Here is a 17,128-nt window from a genome sequence, read left to right on the forward strand (position 1 = left end):
CTCAGCCCGCGAGCGCGGGGGTACGGACCCCGTAGAGTTCTGCGGCGTTCGCCCACAGGATCTTGTGCTTGGCCTCCTCCGAGATCCCCGCCATACCTTCGTTCAGCGCCCACTGGACATCGGCGACGTCGAGTGAAGTGGAGTGCGGGTAGTCGGTTTCGAACATGATCTTGTCCTCGCCCACCTTGTCGACATGGAACTGCTCGATTTTTTCGAACCAGTAGGTGGTGTAGATCTGGCGCTTGAAATAGAAGCTGGGAAGCTCAGTGAAATCCGGGCAGTCGTTGCGGACCCCGTAACGTTCGAAGTGGTAGTCAGCAGACTCCAGGCAAAAGTTCACCCATCCGAGTCCGGTCTCGACCATGACGAACTTCAGCTTTGGGTACCTCGGCAAGATTCCCGACAGCAGTAGGTCGTTCATCGAGGATGCGTTGTCCAGGAACGCCTCCGTGACGGTGCGCGCACCCATGCGGCGGGGCCCCTCGGCGGCCAATCGGTCCGCATTGACGTACTTCTCCAGGATTCCTTCGTTGGCGCCCACGTGGAAGCCCACTGACATGCCGGTGTCCTCAGCCGCTTTCCACAGCGGTGCCCAGGAATCGTCGGCCAGCGGCGGCTTGCCATGGAGCTGCGGCATACCGGTCATGACAAGGCCGCGGTGTCCGAGTTCCTTGCAGCGGTGCACTTCCTCAGCGGCGACCTCGGCGTCAAAGTAGGCGACCAGAGCCACCGGAATCAGTCGGTCCGGGTCCGCAGCCGCCCACTCCTCGACCAGCCAGTCGTTATAGGCACGGATGATCTGAATCTTGTACTCGGGGTCGTCGACCTGTTCGTGAAGATCGCTGACGACCAGATTGAGGTTGGGGTACAGCACCGATGCTTGCACGCCCAGTTCGTCCATGACCGCCAACCTGGCGTGCGGGTCATAGGACGACGGATGCAGATCGCGGTACGCGGCGTTCGTCAGGAACTGGTTGCTCGGTGGCTGACGCTTGCGCTCACCCGTCTCCGCGTCCAGATGCATGTAGCTCGACGCGGTCACCGATCCCATCTTCTTGTCGCCGACGACCCAGTACTCGACTCCGTCGACGGACTCCACATGAGGAATGAGGTTGCCCCATTTGGTTGGCATCCGCTGGGTCCAGATGTTCGCTGTTTCCGTCACATGGCTGTCGACATCGAAAATGAGTTGTGCATTCATGGTGTTCCTCTCCAGTTCGCCGCTACGCGTGCGGACTTGCGGTATCAGATTTATTGCTGGCTGAAGACTGCGCGGCCGTGCCCAAAGCCGGCCGCAGACGCAAGAGCGCCTCGGTGACGTGTTCGGGCACGGCAACCGATTTTCGTGATTGCGCGTCGACGACGACGAACGTCGCACCGCCGCGGGCGACGAGCTGACGAGTTTGTGCTATCCAGACACCAGATCTGAGCTCGAAGGAGCGGCGCGCCAACGATCCCAAGGTGGCACCCACGAAGACCGGTGTGCCTGGCGTGAGGGGGGCTTCGAAAACTGCACTGATTCCCCGCAGAACTGGTCGGACCGCAAGTTCAGCCAACGACGTGAGATCGGTCGAACCGAACAACTCGACGACGAGATCGGTTGCGGCGTCGTTCAGCATGGCCACCAGGTCGATACCGGGGACGACACCCCCCTCGCTGGCCGATGGTGCGCTGACTGTGCGCTTCCACGCGAACTCAGTGGCATCCAAGTCGGCGGTATCGGTCTGCAACGCCATCACACCCTCGCCATTACGTTGTCGCGGAAACGCAGAGCCCAGTCCCTGAACGAGTCCGGGGTACGGGGACGGTCAGCGCCGATAGCCGGCACGGCGACGACGCGGGACACACCCAGGTCGGCCAGCCGCCGATAGTCATCGACCGTGTCGTAGCGAACGGCCGTCGTCGTGATCTCGAACGGCTTGTCGGCTCGGCCGGCGTCGGCACGCGCCTGGTTCACGACGGCCAGCATCGCGGTGAAGTCCTCGATGCTGCTGGAACCGATCTCGATCCAGCCGTCGCCCAATCGACCCGCGCGCTTCAAGGCAGCAGGCGATGATCCACCGACATGGATGGGAATGGCGGTCCGATTGAACGGCTTGGGATTGAACCGGATCGGGCCAAACCGGTAGTACTCGTCTTCGAAATCAATGACATCTTCGGTCCACAACCGACGGAGGATTTCGATGATGCTGTCGGTGCGTCGGCCGCGGTTGTGGAAAGCAGCGCCGACCGCATTGAACTCGGCGGCCAGCCAGCCTACCCCCAGCCCGAGATCGATCCGACCACCTGACATCCGGTCAACGGTCGCCAGCGAACGGGCCAACGCCAGCGGATGGTAGAGCGGAGCTATGCAGACGGCGGTCGTGAGCCGCACAGTCTGCGTAGCTGCGGCAAGAAAGCCGAGTTGAACGAACGGGTCGTAGCACGCCAGATTGGGTGAGAGTAGTTCGACCCCGTCGAGACGCAAGATGCCGTCGTCGGAGTACGGGTAGTCCGCCGGCATGCGGTCGGGGTACACGAGGTGGTCGGGTACATGCAGGCTGGTGAAGCCCGCTTCTTCGGCGATCGCGCCGACTGCTGCGTAATGCCGGGTGCCGACCACCATCTGCAGACCGAACTGAAGGCCGGCCGATTTGTCGTTGGCGGCTGCGGGGTTTTCCACTGGGTTGCTGACAGTCACCATCAAACTCCCAGCACTCGCCGGCCGATGATTTCCTTCATGATTTCTGTTGTGCCCCCGGCGATCCGGAAGAGGCGGGAGTCCCGCCAGTGCTGCGCTATCGGATACTCCTCCATGTAACCCCAGCCGCCGTGCAGTTGTAGGCAGGAGTCGATCAATCTGAAGCTCAACTCCGTCGTCCACCATTTGGCCGCGGCAGCATCCTCGCCGCTCAGTTCGCCGGCGACATGGGCGGCGAGTTGACGGTCAACGTAGACACGGGCGATGTCGACTTCCGTGCGCAGGGATGCGAGCAGGAACCGACTGTTCTGGAACGACGCGATGGGTTGACCGAAAGCGTGACGTTGTTTTACATAGGCAAGAGTTTCTTCGAGCGCGGCCTCAGACTGCGCGACGGCGCCCAACGCGATGGACAAACGCTCCTGGGCAAGGCCATCCATGAGGTAGTAGAAACCCCGATTCTCTTCGCCGAGAAGGTTGGCCGCAGGAACGCGAACGTCTTCGAAGAACAACTCGGCGGTGTCCTGGGAGTGCAATCCGATTTTTTTGAGATTGCGGCCTCGGCCGAACCCCGGGGTATCACGCTCGACAGCGATCAGGCTGAGCCCGTTGACACCGCGTCCTCCCGTGCGACAGACCACGATCACGATGTCGCACAGAATGCCGTTCGAGATGAACGTCTTCGTTCCGTTGAGGACGTAGTCATCGCCGTCCCGGACGGCACGAGCCGACAGGCCCGCCAGGTCTGAGCCGGCGCCGGGTTCGGTCATCGCGACGGCGGCGATGAGTTCGCCGTTGCACAGGCCCGGCAACCACCGCCGCTTCTGGTCGTCGTTGGTGAACTTCAAGAAATACGGCAGGGCGACATCGGTGTGCATGCCGATGCCCTGACCGGGTGTCAAGACACCAGCGCGGGCGAATTCTTCGATGCGCACCGCGTTGTAGCGGAAGTCGGGCTCTCCTTCGCCGCCGAACTCAATAGGTGCCGCAGTGCCCAGTAGACCCGACTTCCCCGCCGCCTCGAACAGCGAGCGGTCGACAATCCCAGCGTCCTCCCAGAGGTCGCGGTTGGGAACCAGCTCGCGCTCGGCAAAGCTGCGCGCGAGCCCTCGGAAGAGCTCGTGCGGCTCTTCGAAGCAGGTTCGACTCAATGTCATAGATTGCGTTCCAATTGTCGTCGGTGGGGCGGTGGTTGACGTTTGGATGCCGCCAACCGGGCCGGATAATAGAGACGACGCTATTGCGACACGTGAGCTGAGTCGTCCGTACCGGTACGGATTCCGTGACGGCACATTCAACGCATTCTTGAGAAGAGCACTCTGGTGAGGAGTGACTGGCCGCGTCGCAACGACGACTCGTGGCGGCCCGCATTTCAGACGTGCCCGGCCTGTGGGGGCTACCAATGGCACAGGTCTGCAACATGATTGAGGAGAAAGTACAAGGTGGAGCTAAAAGCTGGCACTCGCCTTCACAGCGCGGTGTGTGATACCGGGATCATTATCGTGAAGCCGCCGAACGGGCCGGGCGAGATCCGCTGTGGCGGAGTCCCGATGCTCGGCCCCAACGAGACCGCCCCGACAGGTGTGGTGCTCAGCGAGGACGCGCAAGACGGCACGTTGTTGGGTAAGCGTTATGTGTGTGACGGCTCGGGCCTGGAAGTGCTGTGCACCAAGGCAGGCGCGGGATCGCTGGCGTTCGAAGACACACCGCTGGTTCAACAGGGTGCCAAACCGTTGCCACCCTCGGACTGAGCGGCCCATGAATATCGCAACACTGCTCGAGATGAGCGCCGAGGGATTCGGCGATCGCACCGCATACGGCAGCGCCGTCGATGGTTTGTCATTTCGTGGTCTGTTGGACCTGGCCACGCAGGCGTCGCGCAAGTTCGCCGCGGAATCGGTGAGCCACGTCGCCCTCGTCGACGAGAACAGCCCCGCGGTGCCGGTGACCCTCTTCGGCGCCGCGTTGGCCGGCGTTCCATATTCGCCAATCAATTACCGACTCGCCGAGGATGCCATTGCTGCGCTGTTGGCACGGCTCGACCGCACCGCGCTGGTCGCTGGAGCCGGCTACGGGCAGCTATCCGCGGGCGCAGGCCCGGTGATCGCCGCGGCGGATCTGCTCGTGACATCCGCCGACCCCGATGAACTGCTCATCGTGCCGGGTGACTCGGACGACGTCGCTGTGCGCTTGTTCACCAGCGGCACGACAGGGGTGCCGAAGGCCGCCGTGCTCCGGCATCGCAATCTGAGCTCCTACGTGTTGGCGACCGTGGAGTTCGGCGGTGCGGGGGAAGACGAGGCGGCGCTGGTGAGCGTCCCGCCCTATCACGTCGCCGGTGTCGCTTCTGTGCTGTCGGCTGTGTATGCGGGCCGGCGGGTGGTCCAACTTCCCAACTTCACCGCGGAAAGCTGGATTTCGGCGGTCATGAGCGAGCAAATCACCCACGCGATGGTGGTACCGACCATGCTCACGCGGATAGTGGACCTGCTCACCCGCGACAAGGTGGCATTACCCAGCCTGCGTCACCTGTCCTACGGCGGTGGCCGGATGCCGGTGCCGGTGATCGAACAGGCCATGCGCCTGCTTCCGGATGTCTCATTCGTCAACGCCTACGGATTGACCGAGACCAGCTCCACGATCGCCCTACTGGGACCCGACGATCATCGGGAAGCCTTCGGCTCCACGGACAGCCGTATCCGTCGTCGGCTCGGCTCGGTGGGGCGTCCGATCGGCGACATCGAGATCGACATCCGGGACCCCGAGGGCAACTGCGTCGCACCTGAGGTGAGCGGAGAGGTCTGGGTGCGCGGCGCTCAAGTCGCCGGGGAGTATTCGGGGGTCGACCCGCGCGTCTCCGACGGTGGCTGGTTTCCCACCAACGATGGGGGATACCTCGATTCGGATGGCTATCTGTTCCTGGAGGGCCGGCTCGACGACGTGATAGTGCGCGGCGGCGAGAATATGTCGCCTGGGGAAATCGAAGACGTCCTTCTCGAGCACGCGGCAATCTCGGATGCGGCCGTGATCGGTGCCCCCGACGCCGAGTGGGGCGAGAAAGTCGTCGCCTTCGTGATCTCGAACAGCTCAAGCCTAGGAGCCGACGATGTTCGTCAGTGGGTGAAAAGCCGACTGCGCTCGTCACGCACGCCACACGATGTGCACTTTGTCGGCGAGTTACCCTACTCCGATACGGGCAAGCTGCTGCGCCGCGAACTACGGCGACGACTGAGCGAATCGACGTAAACCCGACCCCGCATCCCATGGCCGCATCCACTGCGCCGCAACGATAGTCGGTGACGTGGACATTGCACCACACGACCCGGTACGAGACGGCGGGCCGTGCGCAGCGGCACTGGAGGAGTTCTCAACATGTACATGACAGCTGCGCTGCATCGCACGCTACAACGTCATCCTGAGCGCCCGCACACCATCTTCGGCACGCGTATCCGCACCGTTGCCGAGTCCGCCGATCGCATCGCCCGACTCGCCGGTGCGCTGCGGTCGCTGGGCGTCAGCCAGGGCTCGCGCGTTGGGATGTTGGGTCACAACAGCGACCGCTACCACGAATACCTGCTGGCGGTGCCGTGGGCTGGAGCGGTCGTCAATCCCTGCAACGTCAGATGGAATCCCGACGAGATCAGCTATGCGCTGCGGGAATCCGACACCCGGTGGCTGTTCGTCGATGAGGTCTTCTTGGCGATGGTGCCGGCGTTGCGTGCGCGATATGAGGGCTTGACGACGGTGATCTACTGCGGCGACGGCGCGTGTCCGGCTGGAATGCTCGATTACGAGGAGCTCATCGACAATTCGGTGGGTATCCCAGATTCGGGCAGGCACGGTGACGATCTGTTCGGCATTTTCTACACCGGCGGCACGACCGGGCATCCCAAGGGCGTGATGCTCAGCCACCGCAACATGTTGACCTCGGCGACGGGAAGCATTGCCACCACCGACTTTCTGACACGCAATGGGCGGGTGCTCCATGCTGCTCCGATGTTCCACCTCGGCGCACTGTCGGGCTGGACCGCGGCATTACTGAGCTATTGCACCCACGTGATTGTTCCGGCGTTTTCGGCCGACGCGGTGCTGGAGGCGATCGAAACGCACCGTGTCAACGACCTGCGACTGGTGCCCACCATGATGCACATGCTGCTCGAGCACGAGAACGTGTCCACGGCCAACGTCGATAGCGTGCAGCACATTTCCTATGGGGCTTCGCCGATCTCGCAACCGCTGCTGCACCGAGTCCGGGAACGATTTCCCAGCGCGAGATTCATACAGGCCTACGGGATGACCGAACTTTCGCCGGTCGCATGCATGCTGTCACCTGAAGACCACGATGACCCGGCATTGGAACGATCCTGCGGACTGCCCGCGGCCCACGTCGAAGTCCGAATCATCGACGAGGACGACAAGGAACTTCCGCGTGGAAGCATCGGCGAAGTCGCGGTGCGCGGAGACAACGTCATGCTCGGCTATCTCAACAGGCCCGCGGACACCGCGGCGGTGCTACGCGACGGGTGGATGCACACCGGTGACGCCGGGTATATGGATGAGCGCGGCTACGTGTTCATCGTCGATCGAATCAAGGACATGGTCATCACCGGCGGCGAGAACGTCTACTCTGCGGAAGTCGAGAACGTACTCGCCCAGCAGGAGTCTGTCGCGCAGTGTGCCGTTATCGGTGTGCCGGATGACAAGTGGGGCGAGCGCTTACACGCCGTCGTCGTCACTCGTGCCGGCGCAGCGGTCACCGAGGCGCAGCTGCAAGGGTTCTGCCGCGAGCGCATGGCGGGCTACAAGATTCCGCGCAGCGTGGCATTCGTCGATGTACTACCGATGTCAGCCGCCGGGAAGGTGCTCAAACGGTTACTGCGCGAACAGTATTCGCTGGAGTCCACGCAACGCTAACCGACCGGGTATCCAGGGCATCCTCGGAGTGGCCTCAGCGTCAATAAATGCCCAGCACAGGGCATGGTGTGAAGGGAGTGGTAGTTGATCGAGATCAGAGCCGGGGCGGATTTGGTCCTGCGCACTTGGACGACAAATATCGAGCAGATCGCGACCCTGCAGGTCGCTGCCATTCGTCGCTTCCAACGGGGATGCGGCTTCCCTGCGACTTTCGTTGGCTTCGATAACGGCCTCGACAGACAACCCGCCGGGCATCGCACCGTGTGGTTCCCGCCCTCGGTGTCGATGGTCTTCGATTACGGCACCGACTACGAACCGGTGCAGATCGAGGAAAGCCGGGTGGTACGCCTCCTGGCGGAAATGGATGCCAGTGAGTTGGGGGTAATCGTCGTCAACGCGCAGGTACCTGCCGCGTTCACCGTCGAGCCGTCGCGATGACGGTTACGGCCCAAGCGCTCTGACGCGCACCACGCCCGCAGCCGAGATGCTGCGGGACGTCAATCCTGCGGAGGCTGAACCGGTTCCCCCGTCGTGCAGCCGACGATCCGCATCCCCCTACAGAGGTGGTAATGATGTTGGTGAACAGTGAAATCTCCTCGCTGAGGCTCACGCTCGTAGAAAAGACGCAGCTGACCGACGATGTCGCCATGCTGGGTCTGGCCGCGGCAGACGGTAGCGAGCTGCCGAACTGGGAGCCGGGTGCCCATATTGAGCTACACCTTCACTCGGGCATGCGGCGGCAATACTCGTTGTGTGGGGATCTGCGCTCGCGGGACACCTATACCGTCTGCGTCCTGCGCCAACCGGACGGTCGCGGCGGGTCCGCGGAGATTCACGATCGGTTGAGTGTCGGAGACGAGATCGACAGCTCCCGCCCACGAAATCATTTCCCTCTAGTTCCCGCATCCGAATACGTGCTGGTTGCTGGTGGGATTGGCATCACCCCGATCAAGGCAATGATTGATCAACTCCAGGCGCGCGGCACCCTGTGGAGGCTGATCTACGGTGGGCGCAGTTTGTCGTCGATGGCATTCGCCGCCGAACTCGGTACCTCCTATCCGGAGCAGGTGACCGTCCTGCCGGAGGACGAGCATGGGCTCCCGGACCTGCGCCGCATAGTGGCGACCATGACCCCTGACAGTCGGCTGTACTGTTGCGGGCCCGCGCCCATGCTGGCGGCAGTGAGCCAAGAGTGCGTAGCCGCCGGCGTCTCGAACCGGCTTCATCTCGAACGGTTTGGTGCGGCATCCGATGCCGAACTGGCAGCTGAAGGCGACGAGGATTCTCCATTCACGGTCGTGCTCGAACGGTCCGGCATCGCGGTGACCGTGCCGGCGGACCAGAGCATTCTGGAGGCGGTGCGGGCCGCCGGGACGGAAATCGTGTCGTCTTGTGAAGAGGGCTATTGCGGAACCTGCGAAACACGAGTCCTCCACGGCCAGCCGGATCACCGGGGGTACTTGATGACCCCCAAGGAACACGACCAGGAGGGCACGATGCTCATTTGTGTGGGGCGAGCCCGGACCACAAAGCTGGTTCTCGATCTGTAGCCCGGCGATTCGACAAGGAGCTGCGCCGCCTCGGACATGTCGGCCCGGATCTGGTTGACGCAATCGAGCGTGAGGTGCCAGAGGCCTAGGTGCGGCGGCCGATCCCGGGGAGGAACCGACTCACGCCGACCAGATAGTCGCGGTAGGACTCGCCGTGTCGGGTAAGCAGATACGGCTCCTCCACCAGCCGCACCTGCATCTGGATGGTGATCAGCAACAGCAGGAAGCCGAGGATCGCCACCCCGTTCGGGGTGACCAGGGCGATGCCGGCGCCGAACACCAGCATGGCCGTGAAAATGGGGTTGCGGACCCAGCCGAACACCCCGGTACGCACCAAAGCGGTTGTCTCGCCGGGATCGACGCCGATCCGCCAGGAGTCGCCCATTTGCAGTTGGGCGGTCGCGGTACCCCCGATGCCGAGCACCGCCAACGCGATCCCCAGCCACTGGATCGGCGGTAGCTGCAGCGCCGCGATGGGGGCGACGACACCCGCCCACTGCAGCGCCGGGGCCGCGACCGCGGCGGCGATGGACACCAGGAACCCGGCACCGGCAAACCACTCCGGTGAACCGGGCCGTCCGCTGACGCCGTTGAAACCCGTCGAGCCGGTATGACGCCACTGCACCCAACTGCGCCAGCCGAATCCGACCGCGGCGAAGGCGGCGAACAGCGCAAGCGCGACGACCGGCATGCGCTGAATCTTAGTGTCTGCGGGTACGGACGGGGCCGACGGCAGCCGGCTCAGTTGGGCTCCAGCGCGAGCACATCCTCGATGGCTTCGGCGGTCGGGGCGCAGTCGCCCGCGCCCTCGGTCAGGGTCGCCAGCGCCCCCGCCGCACAGGCCCGGCGCAGCGCGTGCCGTCGATCCCGCGCCCAGCCGGCCGCCAGCACGCCGGCGAAAACATCACCGGCGCCGCTGGAGTCGAGCGCCTCGACCGGCGGCGAGCCCACCGTGAACTCGCCGTCGGTGCCGACATAGGTCGCGCCCCGAGCCCCGCGCGTGGTCACCAGGTGCGGCACCGGCCACCGCCAATCCGTCGCCTCGGTTTCGTTGACCACCACCACGTCCACCTCGCGCGCCAACTGGGCCAGCGCCGCCGCATCGGTGCCGCGCGGCGAGGCGTTGAGCATCACGGTCGCCCCGGCCGACTTGGCCTGCCGCGCCGCCGCCAGCGCCGTCGACACCGGAATCTCCAACTGGATCAACAGCACGTCACAGTCCGCGACGAGATCGCGCACGCGTTGCGAATCCAGCGTCAGGTGCGCGTTGGCGCCCGGCGCGACCACGATCAGGTTCTCGGCGGTGTGCTGATCGACCAGGATGACCGCGGTGCCGCTGGGCACCGGCAGGGTGCTGAGGCCGTCGATGCCCACCCCGTTTGCCTGCAGATGCGCCCGCAGCTGGTGCGCGGCGGCGTCGTCACCGAGCGCGGCGATCAGCTGGACCTGCGCCCCGGCGCGGGCGGCCGCCACCGCCTGGTTGCCGCCCTTGCCGCCGGGACCTACCGTCAGCTCCGAGGCCAACAGCGTTTCGCCTGGTCGCGGCAGCGCGCCCAGCGCGTACACGGAGTCGAGGTTGACGCTGCCCAGCACCGATACCCGCACCACCCGGCCAGGCTAACCCGCCGAATACCGGATACGCTGGGCTAATGAATCTGCAAGCTGCGACGCTTTCGGATACCGCGACCGACCTGCGTACCGAGGTGCACGACGCCGCCCGCCGCGCCCGGGTGGCATCGCGCGCGGTGGCCGCATTGACGACAACGATCAAGGACCGCGCGCTGCACGCTGCGGCCGATGCCGTGCTGGCCGCGGTCGAGGACATTCTGGCCGGCAACGCCGAGGACCTGCGGACCGCGCGCGACAGCGGGACCCCGGAGGCCATGCTCGACCGGCTGGCGCTGAACCCGCAGCGGGTCGAGGGCATCGCCGCCGGCCTGCGCCAGGTCGCGGGACTGCCGGACCCGGTCGGCGAGGTACTGCGCGGCCGCACGCTGCCCAACGGACTGCAACTGCGCCAGCAACGCGTGCCGCTGGGCGTCGTCGGCATCGTCTACGAGGGCCGACCCAACGTCACCGTGGACGCGTTCGGGCTGACGCTGAAATCCGGCAACGCCGTGCTGCTGCGCGGCAGTTCCTCGGCGGCGCGGTCCAATGCGGCGCTGGTGACGGTGCTGCGCAACGCATTGATCGCCGAAGGTCTGCCCGCCGACGCCGTGCAACTGCTGCCCAGCGCCGACCGCGCCAGCGTCACGCACCTGATCCAGGCCCGCGGACTGGTCGACGTCGTGATCCCGCGCGGCGGAGCCGGTCTGATCGACGCCGTGGTGCGCGATGCGACCGTGCCCACCATCGAGACCGGCGTGGGTAACTGCCACGTCTACATTCACGAGGCCGCCGACATCGATGTCGCCGAACGGATCCTGCTGAATTCCAAGACGCGGCGGCCGAGCGTGTGCAACGCCGCCGAAACCCTGCTGATCGACCGGGCGCTGGTCGACACCGCGCTGCCCCGGCTGACCGCGGCGCTGGCCGGAGCCGGGGTCGCCGTGCACGACCATCCGACCGAGGAGCAGCTGCGCGCCGAGTTCCTGTCGCTGGACCTGGCGGTCGCCGTGGTCGACGGTGTCGACGCGGCGATCGCGCACATCAACGAGTACGGTACCGGCCACACCGAGGCCATCGTGACCGCCGACCTTGCTGCGGCCCAACGGTTCACCGAGCAGGTGGACGCCGCGGCGGTGATGGTGAACGCCTCGACGTCGTTCACCGACGGGGAGCAGTTCGGATTCGGTGCCGAGATCGGTATCTCGACCCAGAAATTGCACGCCCGCGGTCCCATGGGATTGTCGGAACTGACCTCGAGCAAGTGGATCGTTTGGGGAGACGGTCACACCAGGCCCGCCTGATAACTAGGAGCTTCCTTTGAACACCCCTGCTCTGCCTGCGCCGTTGTTCACCGACATCGACGATGTGGCCCGCCGACTCACCGAGACCGGCTACCTGCCCGACACCGCCACCGCCACGGCGGTGTTCCTGGCCGATCAGCTGGGCAAGCCGCTGCTGGTCGAGGGGCCCGCCGGCGTCGGCAAGACCGAACTGGCGCGGGCGGTCGCGCAGTCGACCGGGGCCGGTCTGGTGCGGCTGCAGTGCTACGAGGGCGTCGACGAGGCGCGTGCGCTCTACGAGTGGAACCACGCCAAGCAGATCCTGCGCATCCAGACCGCCAACGCCGCCGGCGGCGGTGACTGGGACCAGGCCAAGATGGACGTGTTCAGCGAGGAGTTCCTGCTGCAACGCCCGCTGCTGACCGCCATCCGGCGCACCGAGCCGACCGTGTTGCTGATCGACGAGACGGACAAGGCCGACATCGAGATCGAGGGCCTGCTGCTGGAGGTGCTGTCCGACTTCGCGGTCACCGTGCCGGAGTTGGGCACCATCACCGCCGAGCGCAAACCGTTCGTGGTGCTCACCTCGAACGCCACCAGGGAGCTGTCCGAGGCGCTCAAGCGGCGCTGCCTGTTCCTGCACATCGACTTCCCGGACGCCGAACTGGAACGCAAGATCCTGCTGTCCCGGGTGCCGGAACTGCCCGAGAAGCTGGCCGAGGAGCTGGTGCGGATCATCGGCGTGCTGCGCGGCATGCAGCTCAAGAAGGTGCCGTCGGTGGCCGAGACCATCGACTGGGGCCGCACGGTGCTGGCGCTGGGAATGGACACCATCGACGACGCGACCATCGCCGCGACCCTCGGCGTGGTCCTCAAACACCAGTCCGATCAGACCAAGGCGACAGCCGAGCTTCGGCTCAACTAGCGGTCTCATACTCATGGAACAGCGCATCCGCCCCGCCCAGCCGTTGGCCCCGCACGGGCTGCCCGGCCATCTGGTGGGCTTCGTCGAAGCCTTACGCACCCAAGGCATTTCGGTGGGGCCGTCGGAAACCGTCGACGCCGGCAAGGTGATGGCGACCCTCGGTATGGGCAACCGTGAGGTGCTGCGCGAGGGCCTGGCGTGTGCGGTGTTGCGCCGCGCCGACCACCGCGAAACCTACGATGCGATGTTCGATCTGTGGTGGCCCGCGGCCCTCGGTGACCGCACGGCGCTCACCGACGAGTCCGAGCCGGACGCCGAACCGCAGGGGCTGCCGCCCGAGGACGTCGAGGCCATGCGGGCCATGCTGCTCGACCTGCTGGCGGACAACGAGGACCTGGCGACCATGGACTCGCGGCTGGCCGCGATGATCGCCCAGATCGTGGAGCAGTACGGCAAATACAACTCCAGCCGGGGCCCGTCGTATTCGAGCTATCAGGCGCTCAAATCGATGGCTCTGGACGAACTCGAGGGCAAGCTGCTGGCCGGCCTGCTCGCGGGCTACGGCGACAGTCCCACCCCCACGCAGGAGGAGATCGCCAAATCCCTTGCTGCCCAGCGCATTGCGCAGATCCGCAAGATGGTGGAGTCCGAGACCAAGCGACGTACCGCCGAGCAACTCGGGCGTGACCACGTCCAGATGTACGGCATCCCGCAGCTGGCCGAGAACGTCGAGTTCCTGCGGGCCTCCGGCGAACAGCTCAAGCAGATGCGCAAGACCGTGGCCCCGTTGGCGCGCACCCTGGCCACCCGGCTGGCCGCCAAGCGTCGCCGGCACCGCCACGGGCAGATCGACCTGCGCAAGACGCTGCGTAAGTCGATGTCCACCGGCGGGGTGCCCATCGACGTCGTCCTGGCCAAGCCGCGCCCGGCCCGGCCGGAACTCGTCGTGCTCTGCGATGTGTCGGGCTCGGTGGCCGGGTTCAGCCACTTCACCCTGCTGCTGGTCGACGCGCTGCGCCAGCAGTTCTCCCGGGTTCGGGTCTTCGCGTTCATCGACACCACCGACGAGGTGACGCATCTGTTCGGCCCCGACGCCGACCTGGCGGTCGCCGTGCAGCGCATCACCCGCGAGTCCGAGGTCTACACCCGCGACGGGCACAGCGACTACGGGCACGCGTTCGTCTCGTTCCTGGACAAGTTCCCCAATGTGCTCTCGCCGCGCACTTCGCTGCTGATCCTCGGCGACGGCCGCAACAACTACCGCAACCCGGAGTTGGAGCTGCTCAGCCGCATGGTCAGCGCCAGCCGGCACGCGCACTGGCTCAACCCGGAGCCGCGGCACCTGTGGGGTAGCGGCGACTCGGTGGTGCCGCGCTACCAGGACGTCATCACCATGCATGAATGCCGCTCGGCCAAGCAGCTGGCCTCGGTGATCGACAATCTGCTGCCGGTCTGAGCGCGACCGCAGACGTCGACCCGGCCATTTCATCCGCGACCCGCCGCTGCGCCGGACCACAACGCAGTCTCGCTCGGCATGTGCGTGGGCGGATCGCCTGCAAACGCTCCAGTAAGCTGGCCTATCGTGCAACCGGCCGGGATGAGGCCCAGCAGACGGCTGGGCGTGATGGGTGGGACATTCGACCCCATCCACAACGGACACCTGGTCGCCGCCAGCGAGGTCGCCGACCTGTTCGGCCTCGACGAAGTCGTGTTCGTCCCGACCGGACAGCCCTGGCAGAAGCAGGGCCGATCCGTCACCCCGGCTGAGGACCGCTACCTGATGACGGTGATCGCCACGGCCTCCAACCCGCGCTTCTCGGTCAGCCGCGTCGACATCGACCGGGGCGGACCGACCTACACCAGGGACACCCTGAGCGACCTGCAGGCCGCCAATCCCGGCGCCGAGCTGTACTTCATCACCGGCGCCGACGCGCTCGGTTCGATCCTGAGCTGGCAGCACTGGTCGGAGATGTTCTCCCTGGCCAAGTTCATCGGCGTCAGTCGGCCCGGTTTCGAACTCGACGGCAAACACATCACCGAGGCCATGGCCGAACTGCCGGCCGAGGCGCTGACCCTGGTCGAGATCCCGGCGCTGGCGATCTCGTCCACCGACTGCCGCAACCGGGCCGCGCAATCGCGGCCCATCTGGTACCTGGTGCCCGACGGAGTGGTGCAGTACGTGGCCAAGCGCGGGCTGTACCGCAACCATCCGAACGCCGTTCCGACCCCCGAGGTGAATGCATGACCGCGACCGACGAAGCCCTAGAGATGGCCACCGTGGCCGCCCGGGCGGCCGCCGCCAAACTGGCCGAGGATGTGGTGGCGATCGACGTCTCGGGACAGCTGGTGATCACCGACTGCTTCGTCATCGCCACCGGGGCCAACGACCGCCAGGTGAACGCCATCGTCGACGAGGTCGAGGAGAAGATGCGGCTGGCCGGCAACAAGCCGGCGCGACGCGAGGGCACCCGCGAAGGCCGCTGGGTACTGCTCGACTTCATCGACGTGGTGGTGCACGTCCAGCACCGCGACGAACGCGAGTTCTACGCGCTGGACCGGTTGTGGCGGGACTGCCCGGTGGTGCCCGTCGACCTCGGCGACACCCCCGAATCCGACGAGGCACCCGACGAGGATCAGCAGTGAGAATCCGCCGCCTGGTGATGCTTCGCCACGGCCAGACCGAGTACAACGCCGGCAGCCGCATGCAGGGCCAACTCGACACCGAGCTGTCCGAACTCGGCCGGGCCCAGGCGGTCGCGGCCGCTGAAGTGCTGGGCACGCGGCGGCCGTTGCTGATCGTGTCCTCGGACCTGCGCCGCGCCTACGACACCGCCGTCACCCTGGGGGAGCGCGCCGGGGTTCCCGTCGAGGTGGACAAACGGCTGCGCGAAACGCATCTGGGCGACTGGCAGGGGTTGACGCATCTCGAGGTCGACCACGCGGCCCCGGGGGCCAGGTTGGCGTGGCGCGAGGACGCCCGCTGGGCCCCGCACGGTGGCGAGAGCAGGGTCGACGTCGCCGAGCGGGGGGTGCCGCTGGTGGCCGAACTCGTTGCCCGCCAGCAGGACTGGGGAGCCGACGAGTCCGATCGGCCGGTGGTGCTGGTGGCGCACGGCGGTCTGATCGCCGCGCTGACCGCGGCCCTGCTCGGCATCCCGGTGGACAACTGGCCGATCCTGGGCGGCATGGGCAACGCCAGCTGGGTGCAGCTGGCCGGACACTCCCCGCCGGACGCCGCCTTCGAGGACATCAAGTGGCGGCTGGACGTCTGGAACGCCTCGGCGCAGGTGGCCAACGATGTCCTCTGACGCCACCGGGACCCGCCCCACGCTGCTGGTGTTCGCCGACTCCCTGGCCTATTACGGACCCACCGGCGGTCTGCCCGCCGACGATCCGCGCATCTGGCCCAATATCGTTGCCCGCGAACTCGGTTGGGATCTCGAGCTGATCGGGCGGATCGGCTGGACCTGCCGGGACGTGTGGTGGGCCGCCACCCAGGACCCCCGGTCGTGGGCGGCGCTGCCGCGGGCCGGCGCGGTGATCTTCGCAACCTGCGGCATGGATTCGCTGCCGTCACCGCTGCCGACCGCGCTGCGCGAGTCGATTCGGTACGTCCGCCCATCCCGACTGCGGCGGTGGGTTCGCGATGGTTACGGCTGGCTGCAGCCGCGGCTCTCGCCGGTGGCCAGACCCGCGCTGCCCCCGCATCTGAGTGCCGAGTACCTCGAGATGACCCGCGGCGCAATCGACTTCAACCGGCCCGGGATCCCGATGGTGGCGTCGCTGCCGAGTGTGCACCTCGCCGACAGCTACGGAAAATCGCACCGCGGCCGCGCGGGCACCGTCGCGGCGATCACCGCGTGGGCTGCCGAACACGAGGTGCCGCTGGTGGATCTGAAGGAGGCCGTCGCCGACGAGATCTTCAGCGGCCGCGGCAACCCCGACGGCATCCACTGGAACTTCGAAGCACACGAGGCGGTGGCCGAGTTGATGCTCAAGGCATTGGCCGTCGCGCGCGAGAAACCGGACGGTGCCGTTGACGCCCGGCCTCTTCCTCGCGGAACTACACCGCTCGTCGAACCGGACGGTGCCGTTGACGCCCGGCCTCTTCCTCGCGGAACTACACCGCTCGTCGAACCGGACGGTGCCGTTGACGCCCGGCCTCTTCCTC

17 protein-coding genes and 1 pseudogene are annotated in these 17,128 nt (G+C 66.0%); 12 read left to right on the forward strand and 6 right to left on the reverse strand.

From position 1 onward, the window contains the following. Position 1: 1 nt before the first annotated feature. The 4 genes from RCP80_RS08545 to RCP80_RS08560 are packed head-to-tail and all read right to left on the reverse strand — an operon-like array spanning position 2 to position 3,831. Positions 2-1,201 (reverse strand): amidohydrolase family protein, encoded by a 1,200-nt coding sequence (locus RCP80_RS08545; protein WP_308481918.1) that lies wholly within the window; start codon positions 1,199-1,201, stop codon positions 2-4. 22 nt (positions 1,202-1,223) lie between these two features. After that, positions 1,224-1,736, reverse strand: a complete 513-nt coding sequence (locus tag RCP80_RS08550) for an acyl-CoA thioesterase (RefSeq protein WP_308481919.1) — start codon at positions 1,734-1,736, stop codon at positions 1,224-1,226. After that, a complete protein-coding gene (locus tag RCP80_RS08555) occupies positions 1,736-2,680 on the reverse strand; it encodes an LLM class F420-dependent oxidoreductase (RefSeq protein WP_308481920.1) in 945 nt (314 codons plus the stop codon). The genes RCP80_RS08550 and RCP80_RS08555 overlap by 1 nt, the downstream gene beginning before the upstream one ends. Before the next feature lie 2 nt (positions 2,681-2,682). Continuing rightward, positions 2,683-3,831 carry an acyl-CoA dehydrogenase family protein gene (locus RCP80_RS08560; protein WP_308482758.1) on the reverse strand — a complete coding sequence of 383 codons (1,149 nt, stop codon included), beginning with the start codon at positions 3,829-3,831 and terminating at the stop codon, positions 2,683-2,685. A gap of 351 nt (positions 3,832-4,182) precedes the next feature. Between RCP80_RS08560 and RCP80_RS08565 the strand changes: the two genes are divergently transcribed. From RCP80_RS08565 to RCP80_RS08585, 5 genes are all read left to right on the forward strand, one after another. Beyond that, positions 4,183-4,431, forward strand: a complete 249-nt coding sequence (locus RCP80_RS08565; protein WP_308481921.1) for a hypothetical protein — start codon at positions 4,183-4,185, stop codon at positions 4,429-4,431. Positions 4,432-4,438: 7 nt separating this feature from the next. After that, positions 4,439-5,926 carry a class I adenylate-forming enzyme family protein gene (locus tag RCP80_RS08570; RefSeq protein WP_308481922.1) on the forward strand — a complete coding sequence of 496 codons (1,488 nt, stop codon included), beginning with the start codon at positions 4,439-4,441 and terminating at the stop codon, positions 5,924-5,926. Between the two features lie 126 nt (positions 5,927-6,052). After that, positions 6,053-7,594 (forward strand): long-chain-fatty-acid--CoA ligase, encoded by a 1,542-nt coding sequence (locus RCP80_RS08575; RefSeq protein ID WP_308481923.1) that lies wholly within the window; start codon positions 6,053-6,055, stop codon positions 7,592-7,594. Between the two features lie 84 nt (positions 7,595-7,678). Continuing rightward, positions 7,679-8,032, forward strand: a complete 354-nt coding sequence (locus RCP80_RS08580; RefSeq protein WP_308481924.1) for a hypothetical protein — start codon at positions 7,679-7,681, stop codon at positions 8,030-8,032. A gap of 134 nt (positions 8,033-8,166) precedes the next feature. Further along, on the forward strand, positions 8,167-9,144 hold the full coding sequence (locus RCP80_RS08585) for a PDR/VanB family oxidoreductase (RefSeq protein ID WP_308481925.1): 978 nt from the start codon (positions 8,167-8,169) through the stop codon (positions 9,142-9,144). A gap of 85 nt (positions 9,145-9,229) precedes the next feature. Here RCP80_RS08585 and RCP80_RS08590 read toward each other — a convergent pair whose 3' ends face one another. Next, positions 9,230-9,835, reverse strand: coding sequence for a methyltransferase family protein (locus RCP80_RS08590; protein ID WP_308481926.1), 606 nt, complete (start codon positions 9,833-9,835; stop codon positions 9,230-9,232). 50 nt (positions 9,836-9,885) lie between these two features. Continuing rightward, entirely contained in the window at positions 9,886-10,752 is an 867-nt protein-coding gene (locus RCP80_RS08595; protein WP_308481927.1) for a ribokinase, read from the reverse strand. A gap of 41 nt (positions 10,753-10,793) precedes the next feature. Here RCP80_RS08595 and RCP80_RS08600 point away from each other — a divergent pair, with 41 nt between their 5' ends. The 7 genes and pseudogenes from RCP80_RS08600 to octT all read left to right on the forward strand — a co-directional run. Continuing rightward, positions 10,794-12,053 carry a glutamate-5-semialdehyde dehydrogenase gene (locus RCP80_RS08600; RefSeq protein ID WP_308481928.1) on the forward strand — a complete coding sequence of 420 codons (1,260 nt, stop codon included), beginning with the start codon at positions 10,794-10,796 and terminating at the stop codon, positions 12,051-12,053. A gap of 16 nt (positions 12,054-12,069) precedes the next feature. Further along, positions 12,070-12,957, forward strand: coding sequence for an AAA family ATPase (locus tag RCP80_RS08605; RefSeq protein ID WP_308481929.1), 888 nt, complete (start codon positions 12,070-12,072; stop codon positions 12,955-12,957). Between the two features lie 13 nt (positions 12,958-12,970). Further along, entirely contained in the window at positions 12,971-14,413 is a 1,443-nt protein-coding gene (locus tag RCP80_RS08610) for a vWA domain-containing protein (RefSeq protein ID WP_308481930.1), read from the forward strand. A 141-nt stretch (positions 14,414-14,554) separates the two neighbouring features. Further along, positions 14,555-15,202, forward strand: a complete 648-nt coding sequence (gene nadD / locus RCP80_RS08615; protein WP_308481931.1) for a nicotinate-nucleotide adenylyltransferase — start codon at positions 14,555-14,557, stop codon at positions 15,200-15,202. Next, entirely contained in the window at positions 15,199-15,600 is a 402-nt protein-coding gene (rsfS, locus tag RCP80_RS08620) for a ribosome silencing factor (protein WP_308481932.1), read from the forward strand. The genes nadD and rsfS overlap by 4 nt, the downstream gene beginning before the upstream one ends. Further along, positions 15,597-16,265: a glucosyl-3-phosphoglycerate phosphatase gene (gene gpgP, locus RCP80_RS08625; protein WP_308481933.1), complete on the forward strand. Its 669-nt coding sequence runs from the start codon at positions 15,597-15,599 to the stop codon at positions 16,263-16,265. Before rsfS ends, gpgP begins: the two co-directional genes overlap by 4 nt. After that, positions 16,255-16,980: pseudogene (octT, locus tag RCP80_RS08630) on the forward strand (diglucosylglycerate octanoyltransferase); the annotation flags it as partial. The gene gpgP and the pseudogene octT, both read left to right, overlap by 11 nt. Positions 16,981-17,128 lie beyond the last annotated feature (148 nt).

It is taken from the genome of Mycolicibacterium sp. MU0053, from assembly GCF_963378095.1.
Taxonomy (GTDB): Bacteria; Actinomycetota; Actinomycetes; order Mycobacteriales; family Mycobacteriaceae; genus Mycobacterium; species Mycobacterium burgundiense.